Source organism: Streptomyces himalayensis subsp. himalayensis, from assembly GCF_013778455.1.
GTDB lineage: Bacteria > Actinomycetota > Actinomycetes > Streptomycetales > Streptomycetaceae > Streptomyces > Streptomyces himalayensis.
Genome location: NZ_JACEHE010000006.1, coordinates 120,179 through 142,854, shown reverse-complemented (window position 1 = coordinate 142,854; position 22,676 = coordinate 120,179). Strand labels below are relative to the sequence as shown.

Sequence of the window (22,676 nt, the reverse complement as noted above, 5' to 3'; positions counted from 1 at the left end):
GGAGCGACGGGGCGACGGTGGGCCGGAGCGACGGGGCGACGGTGAGCCGGAGCGACGGTGCGCTGGTGCGGAGGGGCGGCCCTCGAGGGCCCTCGGGGCGGCGGTCATGGACCAACCGCCCCGTTCACCCCCTGCTGTGCGGGTGCAGTCCTCGCCTGGCGCCCGCTGACCGGCCGCCTCAGCCGATCCGGGCGCCCCAGCTGACGGGAGCGTCCGCCGGACAGGCGGCCCGGAACCCCGTCACCGGGCGTCGTCGTCCGCGGCCTGCACCCTTCCCGAGCGGGCCACGTCGGCGTACCACCTGGCGCTCGCCTTGGGAATGCGCCGCCCGGTCGGGTAGTCGACGTAGACGGCGCCGAACCGCTTGCTGTACCCGTAGCCCCACTCGAAATTGTCCAGCAGGGACCACAGGAAGTAGCCGCGGACGTCGACGCCCGCCTCGATCGCCCTGTGCACGGCCGTGAGATGGCCCCGCAGATACGCGATACGGTCCGGGTCGACGACCCGGCCCGCCGGGTCGACGTAGTCGTCGAAGGCCGCGCCGTTCTCGGTGATCATCAGCGGGAGCGCGGGGAAGTCGGCCTTCAGCCGCAGCAACAGGTCGTACAGGCCACTGGGGTCCACCGCCCAGCCCATAGCCGTCGTGTCGCCCGGCGGGAGGTGGAAGGCCACGTCGTCGGCGCCGGGCCAGGGGCTGTGGTCGCTGCGGCCGTGGCCGTCGGCACCGTGGCTGCCCTCGCCGGTCGCGGCCGACACGAGGGTGGGTGTGTAGTAGTTGACTCCCAGGAAGTCCAGCGGCTGGTTGATCTGGGCGGTGTCTCCGTCGCGAACGAAGGACCAGTCGGTCAGGCGGGCGGTGTCCTGCAGGAGGTCCTCCGGGTAACGGCCTTCCAACTGCGGGCCGGTGAAGATCCGGTTGCCCAGCGCGTCGATGCGGCGGGCCGCCTCCTTGTCCTCCGCGCCGTCGGTGAGGGAGCGGACGTGGTGGAGGTTGAGGGTGATCGACGTCTGTGCGGTGGCGGGGAGTTCCGCACGCAGTGCCTGAACCGCCTTGCCGTGCGCGAGGTTGAGATGGTGCGCCGCACGCAGAGCCGCCACCGGATCGGTGCGCCCGGGTGCGTGCACCCCCGACGCGTATCCGAGAAAGGCGCTGCACCAGGGCTCGTTGAGGGTCGTCCAGGTCCTGACCCGGTCCCCGAGCGCCCGCGCGGCCAGGGTGGCGTACTCGGCGAACCGGTCGGCGGTGACCCGCTCCGGCCAGCCGCCTGCGTCCTCCAGGTCCTGCGGAAGGTCCCAGTGGTAGAGGGTGACGACCGGTTGGATGCCCTTCTCGAGCAGGGCGTCGGTCAGCCGACGGTAGAAGTCGAGCCCCTTTTGGACCGCGGGGCCGCGGCCGGTCGGCTGCACGCGCGACCAGGACAGCGAGAAGCGGTAGGCGCTCACACCGAGGTCGGCCATGATCCGGACGTCCTCGCGCCAGCGGTGGTAGTGGTTGCAGGCCACGTCGCCGGTGTCTCCGTTGCGCACTTTGCCGGGGGTGTGGGAGTAGGTGTCCCAGATGGACGGAGTGCGGCCGTCCTCGGTGGCGGCGCCCTCGATCTGGTATGCGGCAGTCGCGGTGCCCCAGGTGAATCCCAGGGGAAACGTACGGGCGGCGGCGGTCCCCGGGGCGGGCGCGGAACGTCGGGTTGCGGTGGTCACGGAGGTCCTTCCGGATGAGGTGGGGTGGAGCAGGGGAGTCGACGCCCGGCCTGGCGGGCGTCCGTCACGGGGCATCCGGGCGCGCTCAGCCCTTGACCGCGCCCTGCATGATCCCGCCGACGATCTGGCGTCCGAAGACGACGAACATGGCGAGGAGGGGCAAGGTGCCGAGCAGGGCACCGGCCATGATCAGCGACTGGTCGCGTACATAGCCCGCGCTGAGCTGCGTGAGGGCGACGGGGACCGTCGGGTTGCTCATGTCCAGCGCGATGAACGGCCAGAAGAAGTCGTTCCACGCGTGCACGAACGTGATCATGAACAGCACGGCCATGGCCGGCCGCGCGACGGGCAGCACGATGCTCCAGAAGATGCGCAGCGAGTGCGCTCCGTCCACGCGCCCCGCCTCGACCAGCTCGTCGGGCAGGGCTTCGGAGAGGTACTGCCGCATGAAGAACACGCCGACCGCGCTGACGAGTGTGGGGAAGATGACGGCGGGCAGCTTCTGCCCCCACCCCAGCTCCGCCATCATCATGAACAGCGGCACGACACCGAGCTGGGGCGGAATCATCATCGTTCCGATCACCAGCATCAGCAGGATGTTGCGGCCCCTGAAGCGCAGCTTGGCGAAGGCGAACCCGGCCAGCGTGGCGAACAGCACGGTGGACAGGGCGATGACCCCGGCCACGATGAGGCTGTTGACCATGGCCTTGCCGAGCGCGGCGTCCTGCCACGCCTTGCCCAGGTTCTCGAGCAGATGGGGGCCGGGCAGGAAGGGCGGGGGCGTCTGCGTCACGCGCGTGTTGTCGCTCGACGCCGCCACCATCGTGAAGTAGAGCGGGAAGAGGGAGAACAGCGCGGCCAGGCCGAGCAGCACATAGGCGACGGGCCCCGCGTGGTGCTGGCGGCCGGCCCGCTGGCGTAGCGACAGACGTGGGCGGCGGCGGCCGTACGGCGTGCCGTCGGACGCGGTACGGGTGCGTGCGTCGGCCGTCCGGACCGGGAGGCTGTCAGTGGTCATGGAGGTCTCCTGGTCAGGAACTGCGCGCCAGGGCGCGCTTGAGGACTCGCTGGACGACGAAGACGAGGATGAGCAGCAGGAACATCGCCCAGGCGACGGTGGCGGCCCGTCCCATCTGGTAGTTCTTCCAGCCCTCCTCGTACAGCAGCAGGCCCAGCGTCTGGTACTGGTTGTCCGCACCGCCGGTGATGCCGTTGGGGCCCTGGCCGAAGATCAGCGGCTCACCGAAGAGCTGCGTTGCGCCGATCGTGGACAGCACGATGGTGAAGACGATGGTGGAACGGATGCCCGGCACCGTGACCTTGAGGAACTGCTGCCAGCGGGATGCCCCGTCGATGGCGGCCGCCTCGTAGCGGTCCTGCGGGATGGCCTGCATGGCCGCGAGGTAGAGCAGGGCGTTGTAGCCGGTCCAGCGCCAGATCACGATGGTGGAGATCGCCGTCTGCGCCGCCCACTTGTTGTTCTCCCAGTCGATGTTGTCCACACCGAACGGGCCCAGCATCCAGTTGATCATGCCGAAGTCGCGCTCGAAGAGCATCGTGAACACCAGGGCCGCGGCCCCGACCGACGTCGCGTACGGAGTCAGGGCCGCGACGCGGAAGAACGTCGAACCACGCAGCTTGTAGTTGAGCAGATGGGCCAGGCCTAGGGCCATCAGCAGCTGCGGCACGGTGGAGATCACACCGATGGTGAAGGTGTTGGCCAGCGCGTTCCAGAAGCGGTCGTCGTGCCACAGCGCCGTGTAGTTGTCGAACGCGACCCACTCCATCAGGTTCAGCGACGACATCTCGACGCGATGGAGCGAGATCCAGGAGGTGTAGAGCAGCGGGTAGAAGCTGAAGGCCGCGAAGACCACGAAGAACGGGGCGACGAACGCGTACGGCGCGCCACGCAGGTCGAGGCGGTGCAGCAGGTTCCGCCGCCCCTGGCGGTCCCCGCTCGCGCGGTTCCCGGCCGGGGGAGCGGTGCCGAGAGCACCGCCTTGGGACGTCTTGGTGGAGGTGGCCACCGGAAGGGATCCTTCCTTGGAAGCGGGTGGGGGCCGAGGGCCCGGCGGCCACGCGGGATGCGCGTCGCCGGGCGCCTGCGGCGAAGGGCGGAACGCTCAGCCGGCGGCCTTCTCGATGCGTTCGTCAGTGGTCTTCCAGGCCTCTTCCGGGCTCTTGTTCTGCGCCTCGATCAGCGTCAGGCCCTGCGAGAAGATGTCCTTGATGGTGCCGTCCTTGCGGCCGAGCACCTGCTCGTCGGGGATCTCCTTGGCCGCCGCGCCGAAGATCTCGCCGATGGGCGCGCCGCCGAAGTAGTCGGACTTCCCGTCCGCCACTTCGGGCATCTTCAAGGCGGCCTCGGACGACGGGAAGTTGCCGATCTTCTCGAAGAGGTAGGCCTGCTGCTCGGGAGCCGTGAGCCAGGCGACGAGCTCCTTCGCCTCCTTCTTGACCGGGCTCTGCTCCATGACGCCGAGGAACGATCCGCCCCAGTTGGCGCCCTGGGGTGCCTTGGCGACGTCCCACTTGCCCTTGTTCTTCGGGCCGGCTTTCTCGCTGATGTGGGCGAGCATCCAGGCCGGGCACACCGTGCTGGCGAACGTGCTGTTGGCGAGGCCGGGGTCCCAACCGGGCTGGAACTGCCGGAGTTTGGCGGTCAGCCCGGACGTGGCCGCATCGGACGCCAGGCTCCAGGCATCCTTCACCACCGGGTTCTTCGCATAGATGAGCTCGCCGCTCTTGTCGTAGAACTGCTGCGAACTGCCGTAGATCATGGCGTTGAACAGGCCGCTGGAGCTGTCCATGAAGGCGACCTTGCTCTTCGTGTTCTTCGTGAAGCGCTTGCCTGCCTCGACGTACTTGGACCAATCGCCCTCCCACAGCTTCGCGACCTCGTCGCGGTCGGTGGGCAGTCCGGCCTGCTCGAAGAAGTCCTTGCGGTAGCAGACAGCCATCGGGCCGATGTCCGTGCCGAGCCCGATCACCTTCTTGTCGGATGCGGTGACCTGGCTGAGCTTCCAGGGCAGGAAGTGGTCGGCTCCGGAGACGTCCGAGAGGTCGACGAACTTGTCCTTCTGCGTGTCGACGAGTTCCTTGGCGCGGCCGATCTCTATGCCCTGGATGTCCTTCAGACCGCTGCCGGCGGCCAGGTGCGTCTGCAGTGCGGTGTAGTAGGTCTGCTCGTCACCGGCGACATCCGCCTTGATGACGACGTCCGGGTGCAGCTTCATGTACTTCTCGAGGAGGCCGGTCTCCTTGAAGCCCATGACGCCGAAGAGCCCCATGGTGATGGTGACCTTGCCGTCCTTCCGGCCCCCGCCGGTCCCCGTGTCGCTGCCTCCACTGCAGCCCACGACCATGCCCAGGGCCGTCACAGCCGAGACTGCGGCCACGACTTTTGTACGCAACTGCTTGCGGGCCTTGCTCATTCCGTCCTCCTAGCGGCGGCGTCGACGCGCCGGAACTTCAGCCGTACGGCCCGCTCAGCGGCCCGATTTGTCTACTGGGTACGTTCCCAAACGCGGGTGGGAACGTGCCCACCAAGTGGTTCGAAGCGTCGCCGCCACCCAACACCCCTGTCAAGAAGTTGAACTGACCTGTTTTTCAGGAAATGGAGCGGGAGGCCCGCAGCAACGTGACGGATCGCGGCCACCCGTCTGGCACAATGCCCAGGTGAACGCCGTCCCCACGGCACGGCGGCGAGGGAGGAGCCATGGGGGGAAGGCAGCGGCCGACCATCAAGACGGTGGCCGCGCGAGCGGGGGTCGGGCGGACCACGGTTTCACGGGTCATCAACGGCTCCGAACTCGTCAGCGAGAAGGCCAGGGCCGCCGTACTGGCCGCCATCGCCGAGCTCCAGTACGTTCCGAACTCCGTGGCCCGAGGCCTCGTGACGAGTAAGACCAACTCGGTAGCCCTCGTCATACCCGAGTCGGAGAGCCGCCTCGGGTCGGAGCCGTACTTCTCGGCGGTCATCCGCGGTGTCAGCGCCGCGCTCGCCGAGACCAGGACGCAGCTGCAGCTCGTGCTCGTCCGTGACCAGGGGGAACGCGACCAGCTCACCGAGTCGGTCGCGGAGCGCCGGGTGGACGGTGTGCTCCTGGTATCCGTGCACGAGCACGATCCCCTGCCGGGGCTCCTTGAGGACCTGGGTCTGCCGACCGTGCTGGCCGGCCGCCGCGGCCCCGGCGAGTCGCTGGCCCACGTCCACTCGGACAACACGGGCGGGGCCGCGGCAGCGGTGCGGCACCTGCTGTCACGCGGGCGCTCGAAAGTGGCCACGATCACCGGACCGCTGGACATGGACGTGGCTCGCAGCAGGCTTCAGGGCTGGCGGGAGGCCCTGACGGAGGCAGCCCGTCCGGCCGGGGAGGAACTTGTGGCCGCGGGCGACTTCACCGAGGCGGGAGGCGGGATCGCCATGCGTTCACTTCTCGAACAAGTCCCGGACCTGGACGCCGTGTTCGTGGCATCCGACGTCATGGCCGCCGGCGCCATGGTGGAGCTGCGCCGGGCCGGGCGCCGCATCCCGGACGACGTGGCCGTGGTCGGTTTCGACGACTCCATCATCGCCCGCCACAGCAGTCCGCCCCTCACCACCGTGCGCCAGCCCGTCGAAGAGATCGGCAGCACCATCGCCCACCTCCTCCTGGAGGAGATCAACGATTCCGAAGCGCCGCGTCGGCACGTTGTTCTGCCCACGCAACTCGTGGTGCGGGACTCGTCGTGAGTGGATGGCCGGGGGGACGCTGACACCTCCCGTCGGGTCGACGGGTCAGGCCCTCCCGCGGGCGCGGGCAACCGGAACGGCCCCTCCCCTCCGGTCGGATGTCAGGCCGAGCGCCGCGACTTGCTCGGCGCCGGTGAGGCGAGGCCCGGCCGGCGCAGGGGGCGCTCCCCGTCGGCCGGGGCCCCGCCGCCGTGCAGCGGGGAGCCGGTCAGCCCTGGGCGGCCGCGGCCCGCAGGGCGATGCGGTGCTCACCCGCGTACACGTTCATGGAGGCGCCCCGCAGGAAGCCGACCAGCGTCAGGCCGGTCTCGGCGGCGAGGTCCACGGCGAGCGAGGACGGGGCGGAGACCGCGGCCAGCACCGGGATGCCCGCCATCACGGCCTTCTGCGCGAGCTCGAAGGACGCCCGGCCGGAGACCAGGAGGATCGTGCGGGACAGGGGCAGACCGCCGTTCTGCAGGGCGCGCCCCACCAGCTTGTCGACCGCGTTGTGGCGGCCCACGTCCTCGCGTATGTCAAGGAGCTCCCCGTCCTCCGTGAACAGTGCCGCCGCGTGCAGGCCCCCGGTCCGGTCGAACACCCGCTGAGCGGCGCGCAGCCGGTCGGGGAGGCTCGCGAGCAGCTCGGGTTCGAGCCGGACCGGGGGAGTGTCGCCGTCGCCTGTGTCGTCGATGGCCCAGCGGGCGGTGGTCCGCACCGCGTCCAGGCTCGCCTTGCCGCACAGGCCGCAGGAGGAGGTCGTGTAGACGTTGCGTTCGAGGGTGATGTCGGGGACGGGAACACCGGGAGCCAGCTTCACGTCGACGACGTTGTATGTGTTCGAACCATCCTGCGTGGCCCCGGCGCAGTACACGATGTTCTGCAGCTCGGCCGCCGAGCCCAGCACCCCCTCGCTCACCAGGAAGCCCGCCGCGAGCGCGAAGTCGTCGCCCGGGGTGCGCATCGTGATGGCCAGCGGCTTGCCGTTCAGCCGGATCTCGAGGGGTTCCTCGGCGACGAGTGTGTCCGGGCGGGTGCTGACGGCCCCGTCCCGGATCCGGATCACCCGCCGTCGCTCGGTGACGCGTCCCATGTCTCAAGCCCCAAGTCTCGATCAGTCCCGGTTCTGCACGTGCTGGTAGCCGAAGCGGCCCTTGATGCAGAGGTTGCCGTGGGTCACCGGGTTGTCGTGCGGCGAGGTGACCTTCACGATCTCATTGTCCTGTACGTGCAGCGTGAGGTTGCAGCCCACTCCGCAGTACGCGCACACGGTGGTCGTCTCGGTCTGGGCGGACTCGTCCCAGGTGCCCGCGGCCCGCATGTCGAACTCCGACTTGAAGGACAGTGCGCCCGTCGGGCACACCTCGATGCAGTTGCCGCAGTACACGCACGCCGAGTCGGTCAGCGGCGCGTCGTGCTCCACGGCGATACGGGCGTCGAAGCCGCGGCCCGCGACCGAGATCGCGAAGGTGTTCTGCCACTGGTCGCCGCAGGCGTCCACGCACTTGTAGCAGAGGATGCACTTGTCGTAGTCGCGCACATACAGATCGTTGTCGACCTTGGGTTCCTCGTTGAGCCGCGCCGCATCCGGGCCGAAGCGGTCCGGTTTCGCCTCGTACTCCTTGATCCACTCGGCGACCTTCGGTGTCGTCGACAAGTCGACCGAGGAGGCGAGGAGTTCGAGCACGATCTTGCGGCTGTGGCGGGCGCGTTCGGTGTCGGTGAGCACATCCATGCCCGGCTCGGCCTTGCGTGAGCAGGCCGGGGCGAGCGTGCGGGCGCCCTCCACCTCGACCACGCACACGCGGCAGGCGTTCTTCGGGGTGAGCGTGTCGCCCTGGCACAGCGTCGGGATGTCCTTGCCCGCCGCCCGGCAGGCGTCGAGGATCGTCGAGCCCTCGGGGACCCTGGCCTCCTGCCCGTCCAGCGTGAACTCGATGAGACGGCGGGGTGACCCCAGCGGTATGGCGGTCATGAGCAGGCCCCCAGGTGATCGATGACGGATTCCACGGCGGTCGTGTACACCTCAAGCCGGTCGAGCGCGGTCATTCGTATGCCCCCAGGCGGTCGATGGCCGACTCCACGGCGTTCCAGGCGGTCTGGCCCAGGCCGCAGATCGAGGCGTCCCGCATGGCGCGGCCCACCTCGCGCAGCAGCGCGATGTCGCCGGCCGCGGCGGCACCGGTGCGCTCCGCGATCCGGTGCAGTGCTTCCTCCTGGCGGACGGTGCCGACGCGGCACGGCACGCACTGGCCGCACGACTCGTCGCGGAAGAACTCGGCGATGCGGAGCAGGACGCGGGGGAGCGGGACGGTGTCGTCCAGGGCCAGGACGACACCGGAGCCGAGTGTCGTACCGGCCTCGCGGGTGCCCTCGAAGGTGAGCGGGATGTCCAGCTCGTCGGGGCGTACGAAGCCGCCTGCGGCGCCGCCCAGCAGTACCGCCCTGAGGTTGTCGGGCTTGCCGGCGAGGTCGAGGAGGTCGCCGAGCGTGGCGCCGAACGGCAACTCGTAGATGCCGGGGCGCTCGATGGTGCCCGACACGCAGAACAGCTTGGGGCCCGTGGACTTCTCCGTGCCGATCGCTACGTACGCCTGGGCTCCCATGGTGAGGATCGGCAGGACGTTCACGAGCGTCTCAACGTTGTTGGCGGCCGTCGGCTTGCCGAACAGGCCCTTCTCCACCGGGAACGGGGGCTTGGAGCGGGGCTCGCCCCTGTACCCCTCGATGGAGTTGAAGAGGGCCGTTTCCTCACCGCAGATGTACGCGCCCGCGCCGCGGCGGATCTCGATGTCGAAGGCGTAGCCCTGGCCGAGGACGTCGTCGCCGAGCAGGCCACGCGCGCGTGCCTGCTCGATGGCGTGGGTCAGCCTGTGCAGGGCGCGCGGGTACTCGCCGCGCAGGTACACGTAGCCTTTGTGCGCGCCGACCGCGTACCCCGCGATCGTCATCGACTCGATCAGCGCGTACGGGTCGCCCTCCATGATCACCCGGTCCTTGAAGGTGCCGGGTTCCGACTCGTCTGCGTTGCAGACGAGGTAGTGGGGATGGTCGGGCTGGGAGGCCGTCGCCTGCCACTTGCGGCCTGTGGGGAAGGCGGCGCCGCCGCGGCCGACGAGGCCTGCGTCGGTCACTTCGCGGATCACGCCGGCGGGGCCGATCGCGAATGCGTGGCGTAGCGCCTCGTAGCCGCCGTGGGCGCGGTAGTCGTCCAGGGAGGTCGGGTCTACTGCGCCTATGCGGCGGAGGAGGATCAGGCCGGGTTGGCCGGCCTGGGGGACCGCCATGGTGGCGGGGGGCTCGGCCGGGGCGCTTTCCGGGGCGGTCGCGGTGGCTATGGTCGAGTCGATGGTGGCGGGGGCGGCGACGGCGGTCGCGTAGGAGGATTCCCCCACCCCGCCCCTTCCCGTAACCAGGGGGCTCCGCCCCCTGGACCCCCGAAGTCGCCCTTCGGGCTCGTCCTCAAGCGCCGGACGGGCTGAATTTTCCGCGCCGGGGCCGGATATTCCAGCCCGTCCGGCGTTTGAGGACGAGGCGGCGGAGCCGCCGACAGCGGGGTCTGGGGCAGCAGCCCCCCCGCGGCGGAGCCGCATATCGATGCTGCCGGGAAGGGGCGGGGCAGGGGAGAAGCCCGCCGCAGGCGCCCCCGCCCGCACCACCAACGCCGCCGGCGCCCGCTCGCACAACCCCAGGCACGGGCTCCGCTCCACCGAAACCCCGCTCCCCGGCCCCAGCCGCGCCTCCACCCCGGCGCACACCTCCGCCGCCCCGGCGGCCGCGCATGCGATATCCGTGCACACGTGCAGCACCGTCGCGGGCCGTGGCCGCATCGAGAACATCGAGTAGAACGTGGCGACCCCGTACGCCTCCGCCGGCGGCACCGTGAGCCGCCGGCACAGATAGTCGAGGGCGCCCTCACTGATCCACCCCACGCGGTCGTTGACCGCGTGCAGCCCCGGCAACAGCAGGTCGCGCCGCTCCCGTGCCTCGCGGCCCCCGCGCGCCCACCTCAGGTCGGCGTCGGTGCGGTCGTCGGCGCCCTCCCACGCCGACTCGGGCGGGCCGAGCAGCGCGTCGACCGCCGCCCGCTCCTCGTCCGTCGGCTTGCTGTCACCGAAGTGCAGATCCATGTCGCTACCTCAGCTCCTCACGGCCGTGACAGGTGCGTTCGCGTTCTCGGCCAGCTTCTGGGCGGGCTTCTCGGTCAGCTTCTCGATGCGGATCGCCGACGCCTTGAACTCCGCGGTGCCCGCGATCGGGCAGTTGGCCTCGATCGTCAGCTGGTTGGTGTCCACCTCGTCGGGAAAGTGCATGGTCATGAAGGCGAGGCCTGGACGCAGACCCGGGTCGACCCACACCGGAGCCACCACCGAGCCCCGCCGCGACGACACCCGGACCTCCTCGCCCACCACGACCCCGTAGCGCTCCGCGTCCTCAGGGCACAGCTCGACGTACTCGCCGCGCCGCAGCGGAGACGCGAAACCGCCGCTCTGCACACCGGTGTTGTACGAGTCGAGGCGCCGCCCGGTCGTCAGCCGGATCGGGAACTCCTCGTCGGTGAGGTCCACCGGCGGGTCGTGCTGGACCAGCCCGAAGGGCGCGAGCCGGCCTCGCCGCGCCGGGTCGGGATCCCACAACCGTCCGTGCAGGTACGTCGGTTCGAGCCTCTCGGTGTCGGGGCACGGCCACTGGATGCCCTGGTGCTCCTCGAGCCGCTCGTACGTCATGCCGTAGTGGTCCGGCGAAACCGACCGCAGCTCGTTCCAGACCGACTCGGCGTCCGCGTACTTCCATTCGTGGCCGAGCCGGGCGGCCAGGTCGCAGATGATGTCGATGTCCTCGCGGGCCTCGCCGGGCGGCTCGACCGCCTTGCGTACGCGCTGCACGCGCCGCTCGCTGTTGGTCGTCGTGCCGTCCGTCTCTGCCCAGCCCGCCGTGGCGGGCAGCACGACATCGGCCAACTCGGCTGTCTTCGTGAGGAAGATGTCCTGTACCACCAGGAAGTCCAGGGCTTTCAGCCGCCGGATCGCCTGCTCGCTGTCCGCCTCCGACTGCGCCGGGTTCTCACCGATGCAGTAGACGGCCTTGAGCGAGCCCTCCTCCATGGCCTCGAACATCTCCGTCAGATTCAGCCCGTAGCGGGGCTGGATGACCGTGTCCCACGCCGACTCGAACTTCACCCGTGCGTCGGGGTCGAGGATGTCCTGGAAGCCCGGCAGGCGGTTGGGGATCGCGCCCATGTCGCCGCCGCCCTGCACGTTGTTCTGCCCGCGCAGCGGCTGCAACCCCGAGCCGTACCGCCCCACGTGCCCGGTCAGCAGCGACAGGTTGATGAGCGCCCGTACGTTGTCCGTGCCGTTGTGGTGCTCGGTGATGCCCAGCGTCCAGCACAGCTGTGCCCGCTCGGCCCGGGCGTACGCGTGCGCCAGATCCCGTATCGCGGCCGCCGGAACACCCGTCACCTTCTCGGCGAGCGACAGCGTCCACGGCTCGACGAGCTGCTTGTACTCCTCGAAGCCGCTCGTCGCCCGCTCGATGAAGGCGTGGTTGGCGAGGCCCGCGTGGATGATCTCCCTCCCGATCGCGTGCGCCATCGGGATGTCCGTGCCGACGTTCAGCCCGAGCCAGCTCTCCGCCCACTCGGCGGTGCTCGTACGCCGCGGATCGACCGCGTACATCCGGGCGCCGTTCCTGATGCCCTTCAACACGTGCTGGAAGAAGATCGGGTGTGCGAAGCGGGCGTTGGAGCCCCACATCACGATCAGATCGGTGTGCTCGATCTCCTCGTACGAGGAGGTGCCGCCGCCCGACCCGAACGCCGCCGAGAGGCCGGCGACGCTCGGGGCGTGACAGGTGCGGTTGCAGGAGTCCACGTTGTTCGTGCCCATCACGACCCGCGTGAACTTCTGTGCCACATAGTTCATCTCGTTGGTCGCCCGGGCACACGAGAACATCCCGAAGGCTCCCCGCGCCGCACGGAGTCCGTCGGCGGCGCGGGTCAGCGCCTCGTCCCAGGTGGCGCGGCGGAACGGCTCGTCCCGGGAGTCGCGGACGAGGGGGTGGGTCAGCCGGTTGTACGTCTTGGGCGTGCGGTCCCTCTTGCGTGCCCTGTTGCTCATGCCGCGCTCCTCATGCGGTCGGCCAGCAGGTCCGAGATGGCGTGGACGGTACGGAGCGTCGGCACCGGCACATCGGTGATCCCCGCCAGCTCCACGACGGCCGCGAGCAGCACGTCGAGTTCGAGCGGTTTGCCGCGCTCCAGGTCCTGGAGAGTGGAGGTGCGGTGGTCGCCGACGCGCTCCGCGCCCGCAAGGCGTCGCTCGATGGAGACGCCCGGCTTGCAGCCCAGGGCCTCGGCGACCGCCAGCGTCTCGGCCATCATGATCTCGATGACCCGGCGCGTGCCGCCGTGCAGGCACATCTGACGCATCGTGGCGCGGGCGAGCGCGCTGATCGGGTTGAAGGAGATGTTGCCGAGCAGCTTGACCCAGATGTCGCCCCGCAGGTCCGGCTCGACCGGGCACTTCAGGCCGCCGGCCTGCATCGCCTCGCTGAAGGCCAGGCAGCGCTCGGACACCGAGCGGTCGGGCTCGCCGATGGAGAACCTGGTGCCCTCCAAGTGGCGTACCACTCCTGGGCCTTCGAGCTCCGTCGCCGCGTAGACGACGCAGCCGATCGCCCGCTCTGGCGCGAGCACCGCACTGACCGCGCCGTCGGGGTCCACGCTCTCGATGCGCTGACCGTCGTGCGGGCCGCCGTGCCGGTGGAAGTACCACCAGGGGATGCCGTTCTGGGCGGCGATGACGGCCGTGTCCTGGTGCAGCAGCGGCTCGATGAGCGGCCCGCACGCCGCGTACGAGTTGGCCTTGAGCCCCAGGAAGACGAAGTCGACCGGGCCGATGTCGGCCGGGTCGTCGGTGGCGTGGGCGCGCGCGGTGAAGTCGCCGCGCGGGCTGAGAACCTGCACTCCGTGCTGCCTCATGGCCGCGAGATGCGGTCCACGGGCGACGAGATGGACGTCGGCGCCTGCGCGGTGCAGCGCGGCCCCGACGTAGGCGCCGATCGCACCGGCACCGAGAACTGCGACTTTCACTGTGGGGCGCTCCGTTCGGTCGAGGGAAACCGGAGGGAAAGCAAAGGAACAGCAAGTGTCGATGAAATATTGTCTACAGTATGGAACTTGGCCCAGCAAGGGTTCGCGCAGCAGCTGCGACGGCTCTGTGACGGCGACCGTCACTCGGCCGTCCCGTGCGAGAGGTGCAGTCGGCCCGAGTCATCCAGGGCGTCGGTCGCATATCGACTGGGTAGCACTGTGCCGGGGAAGGTGTATTGCCCACGCGTCGGCCGGGCCGGCCGTCCCCGGAATCCGTCCACAGCTCCCAACCGACAGGAGTAAGGGATGCCAAATTCCCAGCCCGATATAGCCATTGTGACCGGCGCCGCCAGCGGTATCGGCAGAGCAGCGGCCCTGCGGCTGGCCGACAGCGGTTGGTCTGTCGCAGCTGTCGACATCAGCGACACCGGGCTCGATTCGCTGGCCGAATGCAGCCCGAACATCCGCCCGTTCGTCTGCGACATCACCGACCCGCCGGCAGTAGCCGAAGCGGTCAAGCGGATCAGCGACGAAATCGGTTCACCGCGGCGGCTCGTTCACAGCGCTGGGATCGCCAAAGTGGGACAGCTGCTCGACCAGGACCCCGCCGACACACTCCGCTTGATGAACGTCATCTACGGCGGCACGCTCCATTTGATCCACGCCGTCGTCCCCGTCATGGCGTCCCGCAGCGGCGGGCAGATCATCCTGCTCGGATCCATCGCCGGCTGGGTACCCGTACCCCAGGGAGGGGGGTACGGCGCGGCAAAAGCCGCAGTCCACCTCCTCGCCGAGACCCTGTCGGTTGAGTGCCGCGAACAAGGCATCCAGGTCCTGTGTGTCTGCCCGCCTGCCGTGGAGACTCCCATGCTGGATCGCATGCGCCGTGACGCGCCTGCCATGTTCGGGCCACGCCCCGGCCTGACCACCGATGCGGTGCTGGACTCGATGGACCGTGCCTTGGCGCGAGGCCGGTTATGGGCCTTCCCTGGGCGGGGCACCCACGCCATGTGGACGGCACGGCGCATGGCGCCACGCCTCGTGAGCCGGATCATCGCCCGGACCATCGTTCGGCATTGACCTTCGCTCATCGGCCCCGCCGTGCCTAGGCAGAACTGCTTTGCCTTCCATGGCAACGCACCTGAGTTCGCCCGATGCCGGCCGTACCACGAGCGGGAATGGGTGGCGGGGAGACGGGGCGGGACACGGCGGGGCTTTGCGCTGCTCAAGCATGTCGACGGGTTCGTGTCCCCGAACGTCTTCCCAAGTCCCGTACAGGTTTCTATCGTTCGGGATCATGAGCCCACCCGTCGCCCCAACCGGTTGGAGCCGCTGGCTCGTTCCGCCGGCAGCCCTCTCCGTCCACCTCTCCATCGGCCAGGCCTACGCCTGGAGCGTCTTCAAACCCCCACTGGAGTCCGCGCTCGGCCTCAGCGGCACCCAGAGCGCCCTGCCCTTCCAGCTCGGCATCGTCATGCTGGGCCTGTCCGCCGCGTTCGGCGGCACGCTCGTGGAACGCAACGGGCCACGCTGGGCGATGACGGTCGCGCTGTGCTGCTTCTCCTCCGGCTTCCTGATCGCCGCGCTCGGCGCCGCCACCGAGCAGTACTGGCTGATCGTGCTCGGCTACGGCTTCGTCGGCGGGATCGGACTCGGCATCGGATACATCTCGCCCGTATCAACGCTGATCAAGTGGTTCCCGGACAGGCCGGGCATGGCCACTGGCATCGCCATCATGGGCTTCGGGGGTGGCGCCCTCATCGCCTCCCCGTGGTCGGCTCAGATGCTCGAGTCCTTCGGCGCGGATCCGTCCGGCATCGCGCTCGCGTTCCTCGTGCACGGCCTGACGTACGCCGTCTTCATGTCGCTGGGCGTGCTGCTCGTACGCGTGCCGCGCCCGGACTCGCGTCCCACCCCGTCCGGGCCGTCGCCGATCGAGGGCGTCCAGGTCTCGGCTCGCGAAGCCGTACGTACCCCGCAGTTCTGGTGTCTGTGGGTCGTGCTGTGCATGAACGTGACGGCGGGCATCGGCATCCTGGAGAAGGCCGCGCCCATGATCACCGACTTCTTCGCGGACACGGAGACGCCGGTGTCGGTCTCCGCGGCCGCAGGATTCGTCGCGCTGCTCTCCGCCGCCAACATGGCCGGACGCATCGGCTGGTCCTCGACCTCGGACCTCATCGGCCGCAAGAACATCTACCGGCTGTACCTGGGCGTGGGTGCCCTGATGTACCTGCTGATCACGCAGTTCGGTGACTCGTCCAAGCCCCTGTTCATCGTCTGCGCGCTGGTCATCCTCTCCTTCTACGGCGGCGGCTTCGCCACGATCCCCGCCTATCTGAAGGACCTCTTCGGCACCTACCAGGTCGGCGCCATCCACGGCCGGCTGCTCACCGCCTGGTCCACCGCCGGCGTCCTCGGCCCGCTGATCGTCAACTGGGTCGCCGACAGTCAGGAGGAGGCCGGCAAGCACGGCTCCGGCCTCTACGGTCTGTCGCTCACCATCATGATCGGCCTGCTTGTCGTCGGCTTCGTCGCCAACGAGCTCGTACGCCCCGTCCACCCCCGCCACCACATCCCCGCCCCGAGGGAGGCCGCCGATGACGACACCGTCCGGCACGAGCAGTCCGCCTAGTCCGAGGCGCCGCGGACTGATCCTCTTCGCCTGGCTGTGGGTGGGCGTGCCGCTCGCCTACGGGGTGTACGAACTGGTGCAGAAGGCGACGCAGCTCTTCACCGGCTGAGGTTCCGGCTGCCGGGGGCGCCCGGCGCTGTACGGCAAGGCCGCGCGGCACGGCTGTACGGCATGAGGGAAACCGACAAGCGGGGCGCCCCAATCCTGTCGCTTTACGTCACCTCGTACCCGTGAGTCGCTTACCAGACTGGTGAGTCCCGTATCTCCGCCACGAGGGGGCTCGCCCATGAACGGCTCACGCATCGCCGCAGTCGGCCATTACCAGCCCGCCCAGGTCCTCACCAACGAGGACCTGGCGGGCATGGTCGACACGAGCGACGAGTGGATCAGGTCCCGGGTGGGCATCCGCACCCGCCATATCGCCGGCCCCGACGAGCCCGTCGACGAACTGGCCGCGCACGCCGGCGCCAAGGCCCTGGCCGCCGCGGGCCTGACGCCCGGCGAAATCGATCTGGTGCTCGTCGCCACCTCCACGGCCGAGGACCGCTCCCCGAACATGGCCGCGCGGGTCGCCGCCCGGCTCGGCATCCCGTCCCCTGCCGTCATGGACCTCAACGTCGTCTGCGCGGGCTTCACCCACGCATTGGCCACGGCCGACCACGCCGTACGGGCCGGGGCCTCGGCGCGGGCGCTCGTCATCGGCGCCGACAAGATGTCCGCCGTGACGGACTGGAGCGACCGCACCACCTGCGTCCTCGTCGGCGACGGCGCGGGGGCCGCCGTCGTCGAGGCGAGCGCCCCGGACGCCGAGCCCGGCATCGGGCCGGTGCTGTGGGGCTCCGTGCCCGACATGGGTCACGCGGTACGCATCGAGGGAACCCCGCCGCGCTTCGCGCAGGAGGGGCAGAGCGTCTACCGGTGGGCCACCACCCGGCTCCCGTCCATCGCCCGGCAGGCATGCGAGCGTGCGGGCCTCGCGCCGGAGGACCTGGCCGGGGTCGTGCTGCACCAGGCGAACCTGAGGATCATCGAGCCGCTCGCCGAGAAGATCGGCGCCGTGAACGCGGTCGTCGCCCGCGATGTCGTCGACTCCGGCAACACGTCGGCGGCGAGCATTCCGCTCGCCCTGTCCAAGCTGGTCGAGCGCGGCGAGATCGGCACCGGGGATCCCGTGCTGCTCTTCGGATTCGGCGGCAACCTGTCGTATGCGGGGCAGGTCGTCCGCTGTCCGTGAGGCGGAGGCGCTGTCCTGAGGCGGAGGCGTTGTCCCTGATGTGGAGGCGCTGTCCCTGAGGCGGAGGCGTTGTCCCTGATGTGGAGGCGCTGTGCCTGAGGCGGAGGCGTTGTCCCTGAGGTGGAGACGCCGTCCATGTGCCCGGAGGCGCTGTCCGTGAGGCGGTGAGTGGCCGGCCGGTGGGGCGGCCATGGCGCGGTGTGACGTGCCCGACTCTCTCTGGTGCTGGCCATTGTGCTCAGTAGACTGTAGACGAAAGCCAATTGACGTCATGCTGGCTTGTCCGCCGCCCAGGAGGGGGACCGCGATGTTGTCCACAGGACTGCCGCAGGGAGCGGTGCCCAGGCTCGAACGACCCGGTCCCCTGCGCGACCGGGTCTACGAGGCGCTGCTCGAACTCATCACGACCCGCGCCCTCCAGCCCGGCCAGCACCTCGTCGAGAGCGAACTGGCCGGGCATCTCGGTGTCTCGCGGCAGCCCGTGCGCGAGGCCCTGCAGCGCCTCAACACCGAGGGCTGGGTCGACCTGCGCCCGGCCCAGGGCGCGTTCGTGCACGAGCCGACCGAGGACGAGGCGGACCAGCTTCTGACGGTGCGTACGCTGCTGGAGGCCGAGGCCGCACGGCTGGCCGCCGCCAACGCGGGCACTGCGGGGATCACCGCGCTGGAAGAGCTCTGCGCGACGGGCGAGCAGGCGGTCGAGGACGGTGACGTGGACCTGGTGGTGGCGACCAACGCCGCGTTCCACGCCAAGGTCATGGAACTGGCGGGCAACCTCGTCCTGGCCGAACTCGCCGGGCAGGTCGACCGGCGCGTCCGCTGGTACTACACGCCGGTCGCCCGGCAGCGCGGCAAGCAGTCCTGGATCGAGCACCGGGACCTGATCGCGGCGATCTCGGCCCGCGACGAGCAGCGCGCCACGCAGGTCATGCGCGCTCACACGGAGCACACACGCAAGACGTATCACGCGCGCGAGGAGTCCTGAGGGCGGCGGCTCGGGCAGCCGGGCCGGGATGCCCCCATCCGCCCGGGCCGCGGATCAGACGACCGCAACTGCATGGGCCTCGGTCCACTGACGGACGGTGCGCGGAGCCCGGCCCAGTGATCTCCTGGAAGCTGGGCCGCCTGCCCTTTGTCCTGTCGCAGGAAAAAGTCATGGTCGATTCCTGCGCATCTTCTTCCCACTCCCGGCAGGCACTGCTACGTTCCCCTCCAAAGCCCGATGGAGGCAGGCCGATCAGGCGGGGAGGGGCATGTGAGACGTATGACGGCTCGGCCCGCGAACGCACATCAGGCGCGACTGCTGCGGCTGTTGCGTGACGGTGGCCCCAACTCGCGGGCACAGCTGGGCGACCAGATCGATCTGTCCCGCTCCAAGCTCGCCGTCGAGGTGGACCGGCTGCTGGAGACCGGGCTCGTCGTCGCAGACGGTCTCGCCGCCTCGCGAGGCGGCCGCCGCTCCCACAACATCCGCCTCGCCCCCGCCCTGCGCTTCCTCGGCGTCGACATCGGGGCCACCTCGATCGACGTCGCCGTGACCAACGCGGAGCTGGAGGTGCTCGGGCACATCAACCAGCCCATGGACGTACGCGAGGGCCCGGTCGCCGTCTTCGAGCAAGTGCTCTCCATGGCGGCGAAGTTGAAGGCCTCCGGGCTCGCCGAAGGCTTCGACGGGGCCGGCATCGGCGTCCCCGGACCGGTCCGCTTCCCCGAGGGCGTGCCGGTCGCGCCGCCGATCATGCCCGGCTGGGACGGCTTCCCCGTACGAGAAGCCCTCAGCCAGGAACTCGGCTGCCCCGTCCTGGTCGACAACGACGTGAACCTCATGGCGATGGGGGAGCAGCATGCGGGCGTCGCCCGCTCCGTCGGCGACTTCCTCTGCGTCAAGATCGGTACGGGCATCGGCTGCGGCATCGTCGTCGGCGGCGAGGTCTACCGCGGTACGACGGGCAGCGCCGGCGACATCGGCCACATCCAGGTCGAACCGGACGGACGGCCCTGTGCCTGCGGCAACCGGGGCTGCCTGGAAGCCCACTTCAGCGGCGCTGCCCTCGCCCGTGACGCCGAGGAGGCCGCCCAGCAGGGACGCTCAGCCGAGCTCGCCACCCGCTTCGAGGCGGCCGGGAGGCTCACCGCCGCGGATGTCGCCGCCGCGGCCGCCGCCGGCGACGCCACGGCGCTCGACCTCATCCGCGAAGGCGGCAACCGCACCGGCCAGGTCATCGCCTCACTCGTCAGCTTCTTCAACCCCGGCCTGGTGGTGATCGGCGGCGGCGTGACAGGCCTCGGCCACACGCTGCTCGCCGCCATCCGCACGCAGGTCTACCGCCAGTCGCTGCCCCTCGCGACCGGCAACCTCCCCATCGTCCTCGGCGAGTTGGGACCCGCGGCCGGAGTCACCGGCGCGGCCCGGCTCATCAGCGACCACTTGTTCTCACCGGCCTGACCGGTAGCCGTACCGGCCATGGCCGGTATGCACACGCACCAGTAGTACGCGCAAGAGCCGCACCAGCACCAGTAGTACGCGCAAGAGCCGCACCAGCACCAGTAGTACGCGCAAGAGCCGCACCACCACCCGCAGCACACTCAGTACTGCCGGCACCCCCGGCAGAACGGCACACCCAGTACAGCGCCCTGCTCTGCCCTACCCGACATATCAGTACACGCCCTGAATCGCACCCGCTCACCGGCCGCACCCGCCGAGGGGAACCGCCATGGCACCAGAACCACCTCTGCTCACCATGTCCGGCATCACCAAGTCGTTCCCGGGCGTCCGCGCGCTCGACGGTGTGGACCTCGAAGTCCAGGCCGGTGAGGTCCACTGTCTGCTCGGCCAGAACGGCGCCGGGAAGTCGACCCTCATCAAGGTGCTCGCCGGCGCTCACCAGCCCGACGACGGCGCGATCACCTGGCGCTCCGAACGCGTCGTCCTCCGCTCGCCCATCGCCGCCATGCGCCTCGGCATCGCCACGATCTACCAGGAACTCGACCTGGTGGAGGGCCTGTCCGTGGCCGAGAACGTCTTCCTCGGCCACGAGCCGACCGCGGCAGGGTTCGTCGTACGGGGACGGGAGGCGCGTGCCCGGGCTGCGGCGCTCCTCAAGCGGCTCGGGCACCCGGAGATCGACCCGGCCCGGCTCGTCGGTGATCTCTCCGCCGCCCAGCAACAGATCGTGTCGATGGCGCGGGCGCTCTCCCACGACGTACGGCTCATCGTGATGGACGAGCCGTCCGCTGCCCTCGACCCGGACGAGGTGGACAACCTCTTCCGTATCGTCCGCGATCTGACCGCCGACGGTGTCGCCGTCGTCTACATCTCCCACCGCCTCGAGGAGATCCGCACGATCGGCGACCGCGTCACCGTCCTCAAGGACGGCCGTGCCGTCGCGGTCGGGCTGCCCGCCAAGGCCACCCCGACGCGGGAGGTCGTCGCCCTGATGACCGGCCGCAACGTCGAGTACGTCTTCCCGGACCGGCCCTCCGGCGCGGGGGCGGCTCGTCCCTCACCCGTACTGACCACCGAAGGACTCGCCCGCGACGGCGAGTTCGCGCCCCTCGACCTCGAACTGCGTCCCGGCGAGATCGTCGGCCTCGCGGGGCTCGTCGGCTCCGGGCGCTCGGAGATCCTGGAGACGGTCTACGGGGCGCGCAAGCCGAGTGCGGGCCGGGTGCTGGTTGACGGGAAACCGCTGAAGCCCGGCAGCGTCCGTGCCGCCGTCCGCGCGGGGCTCGGGCTCGCCCCCGAGGAGCGCAAGGCGCAGGCGCTGCTGATGCTCGAGTCCGTCACCCGCAATGTGTCGGTCTCGTCCATGTCCCGCTTCTCGCGGGGCGGTTGGCTGGACCGGTCCGCCGAACGTGACGCGGCTCGGAAGGCCACGCGGGAGCTGTCGCTGCGCCCCGACAACCCGTCAGTTCCCGTACGCACCCTCTCCGGCGGCAACCAGCAGAAGGCCGTACTCGCCCGCTGGCTGCTGCGCGGCTGCCGGGTCCTCCTGCTCGACGAGCCCACCCGGGGTGTCGACGTCGGCGCCCGCGCCGAGTTGTACGCCGTCATCCGGCGGCTCGCCGACGACGGCCTCGCCGTCCTCCTCGTCTCCAGCGAAGTACCCGAGGTCCTCGGGCTCGCCGACCGTGTGCTGGTGCTCCGCGAGGGTCACGTCGTGCACACGGCGCCGGCCCGGGAGCTCGACGAACACCGTGTACTCGACCTCGTGATGGAAGGAAGCTCCGTGACCAGCACGACCACCGGGGCCCCCGTGACCACGGAAGGGAGTCCGACGTCATGACGCAGCCCGCCTCTCCGGCGCAGCAGGGCCAGACGGACGCCGGGACTCGGCCCCCATCCACCGGCCCCCGCAAGTCAGACCCCGCGGACGGCGGGAGTCCGCTCCGTACCCTGTGGGCACGGGCCGACATCCGGACGCTGTCGCTCCTCGGCGTGCTCGCCGCGCTGATCGTCGTCGGCGGCATCACCAAGCCCGACGAGTTCCTGGACACCAGGAACCTCCAGCTCGTCCTCACCCAGTCGTCCGTCATCGGTGTCGTCACGGTCGGCATGACCTTCGTCATCGTCTCCGGCGGCATCGATCTGTCCGTGGGCGCGATCGTCGCGCTCGCCTCGGTGTGGGCCACGACCGTCGCCACCCAGGAGTACGGCTTCGGGGGCATCCTCTTCACCTCGGTGCTCGTCGGCGTCGGCTGCGGACTGGTCAACGGGCTGCTCATCGCGTACGGCGGCATGGTGCCGTTCATCGCGACGCTCGCCATGCTCGCCTCCGCACGCGGCCTCGCCCTGCAGATCACCGACGGCAGGACGCAGGTCGTCACCGTCGACGGGATTCTCGACCTGGGGGAGCGTGACGCGTACATCCTCGGTGTTCCGCCGCTGGTCCTCGTCTTCGCGGCCGTCACGGTCGTCGGCTGGCTGGTGCTGAACCGCACCACCTTCGGCCGGCGCACCGTCGCCGTCGGCGGGAACGCGGAGGCGGCACGACTGGCGGGCATCGACGTACGCCGTCAGCGCCTCTACGTCCGGCTCGGGCCAGAACACCAACGGCAACCTCTACGAACTCGACGCCATCGCCGCCGCGATCATCGGCGGGACCCTGCTCAGCGGCGGCCGGGGCACCATCACCGGCTCCGTCCTCGGCGTCCTGATCTTCACCACGATCACCAACATCTTCGCCCTCAACAACCTGCAGAGCGACGTCCAGCAGATCGCCAAGGGCGCGATCATCGTCGCCGCCGTGCTGGTCCAGCGCCGTACCGCAAGCACGACTTGAGGAAAGGGTCTACCGAC

The 22,676-nt window shown here is 70.0% G+C and carries 17 protein-coding genes and 1 pseudogene; 9 read left to right on the top strand and 9 right to left on the bottom strand.

Going from position 1 to position 22,676, the window contains the following annotated elements; translation table 11 throughout:
- Positions 1 to 240: 240 nt before the first annotated feature.
- From H1D24_RS12355 to H1D24_RS12340, 4 genes are all read right to left on the bottom strand, one after another.
- A complete protein-coding gene (locus H1D24_RS12355) occupies positions 241 to 1,701 on the bottom strand; it encodes a GH1 family beta-glucosidase (RefSeq protein ID WP_181657512.1) in 1,461 nt (486 codons plus the stop codon).
- A gap of 85 nt (positions 1,702 to 1,786) precedes the next feature.
- Positions 1,787 to 2,719 (bottom strand): carbohydrate ABC transporter permease, encoded by a 933-nt coding sequence (locus tag H1D24_RS12350; RefSeq protein WP_181657511.1) that lies wholly within the window; start codon positions 2,717 to 2,719, stop codon positions 1,787 to 1,789.
- A gap of 13 nt (positions 2,720 to 2,732) precedes the next feature.
- Positions 2,733 to 3,728 (bottom strand): carbohydrate ABC transporter permease, encoded by a 996-nt coding sequence (locus tag H1D24_RS12345; protein ID WP_181657510.1) that lies wholly within the window; start codon positions 3,726 to 3,728, stop codon positions 2,733 to 2,735.
- A gap of 96 nt (positions 3,729 to 3,824) precedes the next feature.
- On the bottom strand, positions 3,825 to 5,135 hold the full coding sequence (locus H1D24_RS12340) for an ABC transporter substrate-binding protein (RefSeq protein ID WP_181657509.1): 1,311 nt from the start codon (positions 5,133 to 5,135) through the stop codon (positions 3,825 to 3,827).
- 284 nt (positions 5,136 to 5,419) lie between these two features.
- Between H1D24_RS12340 and H1D24_RS12335 the strand changes: the two genes are divergently transcribed.
- Positions 5,420 to 6,436 carry a LacI family DNA-binding transcriptional regulator gene (locus H1D24_RS12335; RefSeq protein WP_181657508.1) on the top strand — a complete coding sequence of 339 codons (1,017 nt, stop codon included), beginning with the start codon at positions 5,420 to 5,422 and terminating at the stop codon, positions 6,434 to 6,436.
- Positions 6,437 to 6,644: 208 nt separating this feature from the next.
- Here H1D24_RS12335 and fdhD read toward each other — a convergent pair whose 3' ends face one another.
- From fdhD to H1D24_RS12310, 5 genes are all read right to left on the bottom strand, one after another.
- Positions 6,645 to 7,508, bottom strand: coding sequence for a formate dehydrogenase accessory sulfurtransferase FdhD (gene fdhD / locus H1D24_RS12330; RefSeq protein WP_181657507.1), 864 nt, complete (start codon positions 7,506 to 7,508; stop codon positions 6,645 to 6,647).
- A gap of 21 nt (positions 7,509 to 7,529) precedes the next feature.
- Positions 7,530 to 8,390, bottom strand: a complete 861-nt coding sequence (locus tag H1D24_RS12325) for a 2Fe-2S iron-sulfur cluster-binding protein (protein ID WP_181657506.1) — start codon at positions 8,388 to 8,390, stop codon at positions 7,530 to 7,532.
- Between the two features lie 70 nt (positions 8,391 to 8,460).
- The gene (locus tag H1D24_RS12320; protein ID WP_181657505.1) at positions 8,461 to 10,545 is read right to left on the bottom strand and encodes an NAD(P)H-dependent oxidoreductase subunit E; all 2,085 of its coding nucleotides are present in this window, start codon (positions 10,543 to 10,545) and stop codon (positions 8,461 to 8,463) included.
- 9 nt (positions 10,546 to 10,554) lie between these two features.
- Positions 10,555 to 12,534: a molybdopterin oxidoreductase family protein gene (locus tag H1D24_RS12315; protein WP_181657504.1), complete on the bottom strand. Its 1,980-nt coding sequence runs from the start codon at positions 12,532 to 12,534 to the stop codon at positions 10,555 to 10,557.
- Positions 12,531 to 13,508, bottom strand: coding sequence for a 2-dehydropantoate 2-reductase (locus tag H1D24_RS12310; RefSeq protein ID WP_181657503.1), 978 nt, complete (start codon positions 13,506 to 13,508; stop codon positions 12,531 to 12,533). Before H1D24_RS12310 ends, H1D24_RS12315 begins: the two co-directional genes overlap by 4 nt.
- Before the next feature lie 336 nt (positions 13,509 to 13,844).
- Between H1D24_RS12310 and H1D24_RS12305 the strand changes: the two genes are divergently transcribed.
- The 8 genes and pseudogenes from H1D24_RS12305 to H1D24_RS12270 all read left to right on the top strand — a co-directional run bounded on the left by H1D24_RS12305 (position 13,845) and on the right by H1D24_RS12270 (position 22,659).
- Complete coding sequence (locus H1D24_RS12305) at positions 13,845 to 14,588, top strand: SDR family NAD(P)-dependent oxidoreductase (RefSeq protein ID WP_181657502.1); 744 nt, start codon at positions 13,845 to 13,847, stop codon at positions 14,586 to 14,588.
- Between the two features lie 217 nt (positions 14,589 to 14,805).
- A complete protein-coding gene (locus tag H1D24_RS12300; protein ID WP_181657501.1) occupies positions 14,806 to 16,143 on the top strand; it encodes an OFA family MFS transporter in 1,338 nt (445 codons plus the stop codon).
- Positions 16,109 to 16,252, top strand: a complete 144-nt coding sequence (locus H1D24_RS12295) for an MFS transporter small subunit (protein WP_181657500.1) — start codon at positions 16,109 to 16,111, stop codon at positions 16,250 to 16,252. Before H1D24_RS12300 ends, H1D24_RS12295 begins: the two co-directional genes overlap by 35 nt.
- A gap of 177 nt (positions 16,253 to 16,429) precedes the next feature.
- Positions 16,430 to 17,377, top strand: a complete 948-nt coding sequence (locus tag H1D24_RS12290) for a beta-ketoacyl-ACP synthase III (RefSeq protein ID WP_181657499.1) — start codon at positions 16,430 to 16,432, stop codon at positions 17,375 to 17,377.
- Between the two features lie 307 nt (positions 17,378 to 17,684).
- Positions 17,685 to 18,362 carry a GntR family transcriptional regulator gene (locus H1D24_RS12285; protein ID WP_181657498.1) on the top strand — a complete coding sequence of 226 codons (678 nt, stop codon included), beginning with the start codon at positions 17,685 to 17,687 and terminating at the stop codon, positions 18,360 to 18,362.
- Positions 18,363 to 18,641: 279 nt separating this feature from the next.
- Complete coding sequence (locus H1D24_RS12280; RefSeq protein ID WP_181657497.1) at positions 18,642 to 19,823, top strand: ROK family transcriptional regulator; 1,182 nt, start codon at positions 18,642 to 18,644, stop codon at positions 19,821 to 19,823.
- Positions 19,824 to 20,091: 268 nt separating this feature from the next.
- Positions 20,092 to 21,663 carry a sugar ABC transporter ATP-binding protein gene (locus H1D24_RS12275; protein WP_181657496.1) on the top strand — a complete coding sequence of 524 codons (1,572 nt, stop codon included), beginning with the start codon at positions 20,092 to 20,094 and terminating at the stop codon, positions 21,661 to 21,663.
- Positions 21,660 to 22,659: pseudogene (locus H1D24_RS12270) on the top strand (ABC transporter permease). Before H1D24_RS12275 ends, H1D24_RS12270 begins: the two are co-directional and overlap by 4 nt.
- Positions 22,660 to 22,676 lie beyond the last annotated feature (17 nt).

Coding starts and splice junctions, on each gene's coding strand:
- H1D24_RS12350 (WP_181657511.1), bottom strand. CDS start 2,719: ATGACCACTGACAGCCTCCCGGTCCGGACGGCCGACGCACGCACCCGT.
- H1D24_RS12340 (WP_181657509.1), bottom strand. CDS start 5,135: ATGAGCAAGGCCCGCAAGCAGTTGCGTACAAAAGTCGTGGCCGCAGTC.
- H1D24_RS12335 (WP_181657508.1), top strand. CDS start 5,420: ATGGGGGGAAGGCAGCGGCCGACCATCAAGACGGTGGCCGCGCGAGCG.
- fdhD (WP_181657507.1), bottom strand. CDS start 7,508: ATGGGACGCGTCACCGAGCGACGGCGGGTGATCCGGATCCGGGACGGG.
- H1D24_RS12325 (WP_181657506.1), bottom strand. CDS start 8,390: ATGACCGCCATACCGCTGGGGTCACCCCGCCGTCTCATCGAGTTCACG.
- H1D24_RS12320 (WP_181657505.1), bottom strand. CDS start 10,545: ATGGATCTGCACTTCGGTGACAGCAAGCCGACGGACGAGGAGCGGGCG.
- H1D24_RS12315 (WP_181657504.1), bottom strand. CDS start 12,534: ATGAGCAACAGGGCACGCAAGAGGGACCGCACGCCCAAGACGTACAAC.
- H1D24_RS12300 (WP_181657501.1), top strand. CDS start 14,806: ATGAGCCCACCCGTCGCCCCAACCGGTTGGAGCCGCTGGCTCGTTCCG.
- H1D24_RS12295 (WP_181657500.1), top strand. CDS start 16,109: ATGACGACACCGTCCGGCACGAGCAGTCCGCCTAGTCCGAGGCGCCGC.
- H1D24_RS12290 (WP_181657499.1), top strand. CDS start 16,430: ATGAACGGCTCACGCATCGCCGCAGTCGGCCATTACCAGCCCGCCCAG.
- H1D24_RS12285 (WP_181657498.1), top strand. CDS start 17,685: ATGTTGTCCACAGGACTGCCGCAGGGAGCGGTGCCCAGGCTCGAACGA.
- H1D24_RS12280 (WP_181657497.1), top strand. CDS start 18,642: ATGACGGCTCGGCCCGCGAACGCACATCAGGCGCGACTGCTGCGGCTG.
- H1D24_RS12275 (WP_181657496.1), top strand. CDS start 20,092: ATGGCACCAGAACCACCTCTGCTCACCATGTCCGGCATCACCAAGTCG.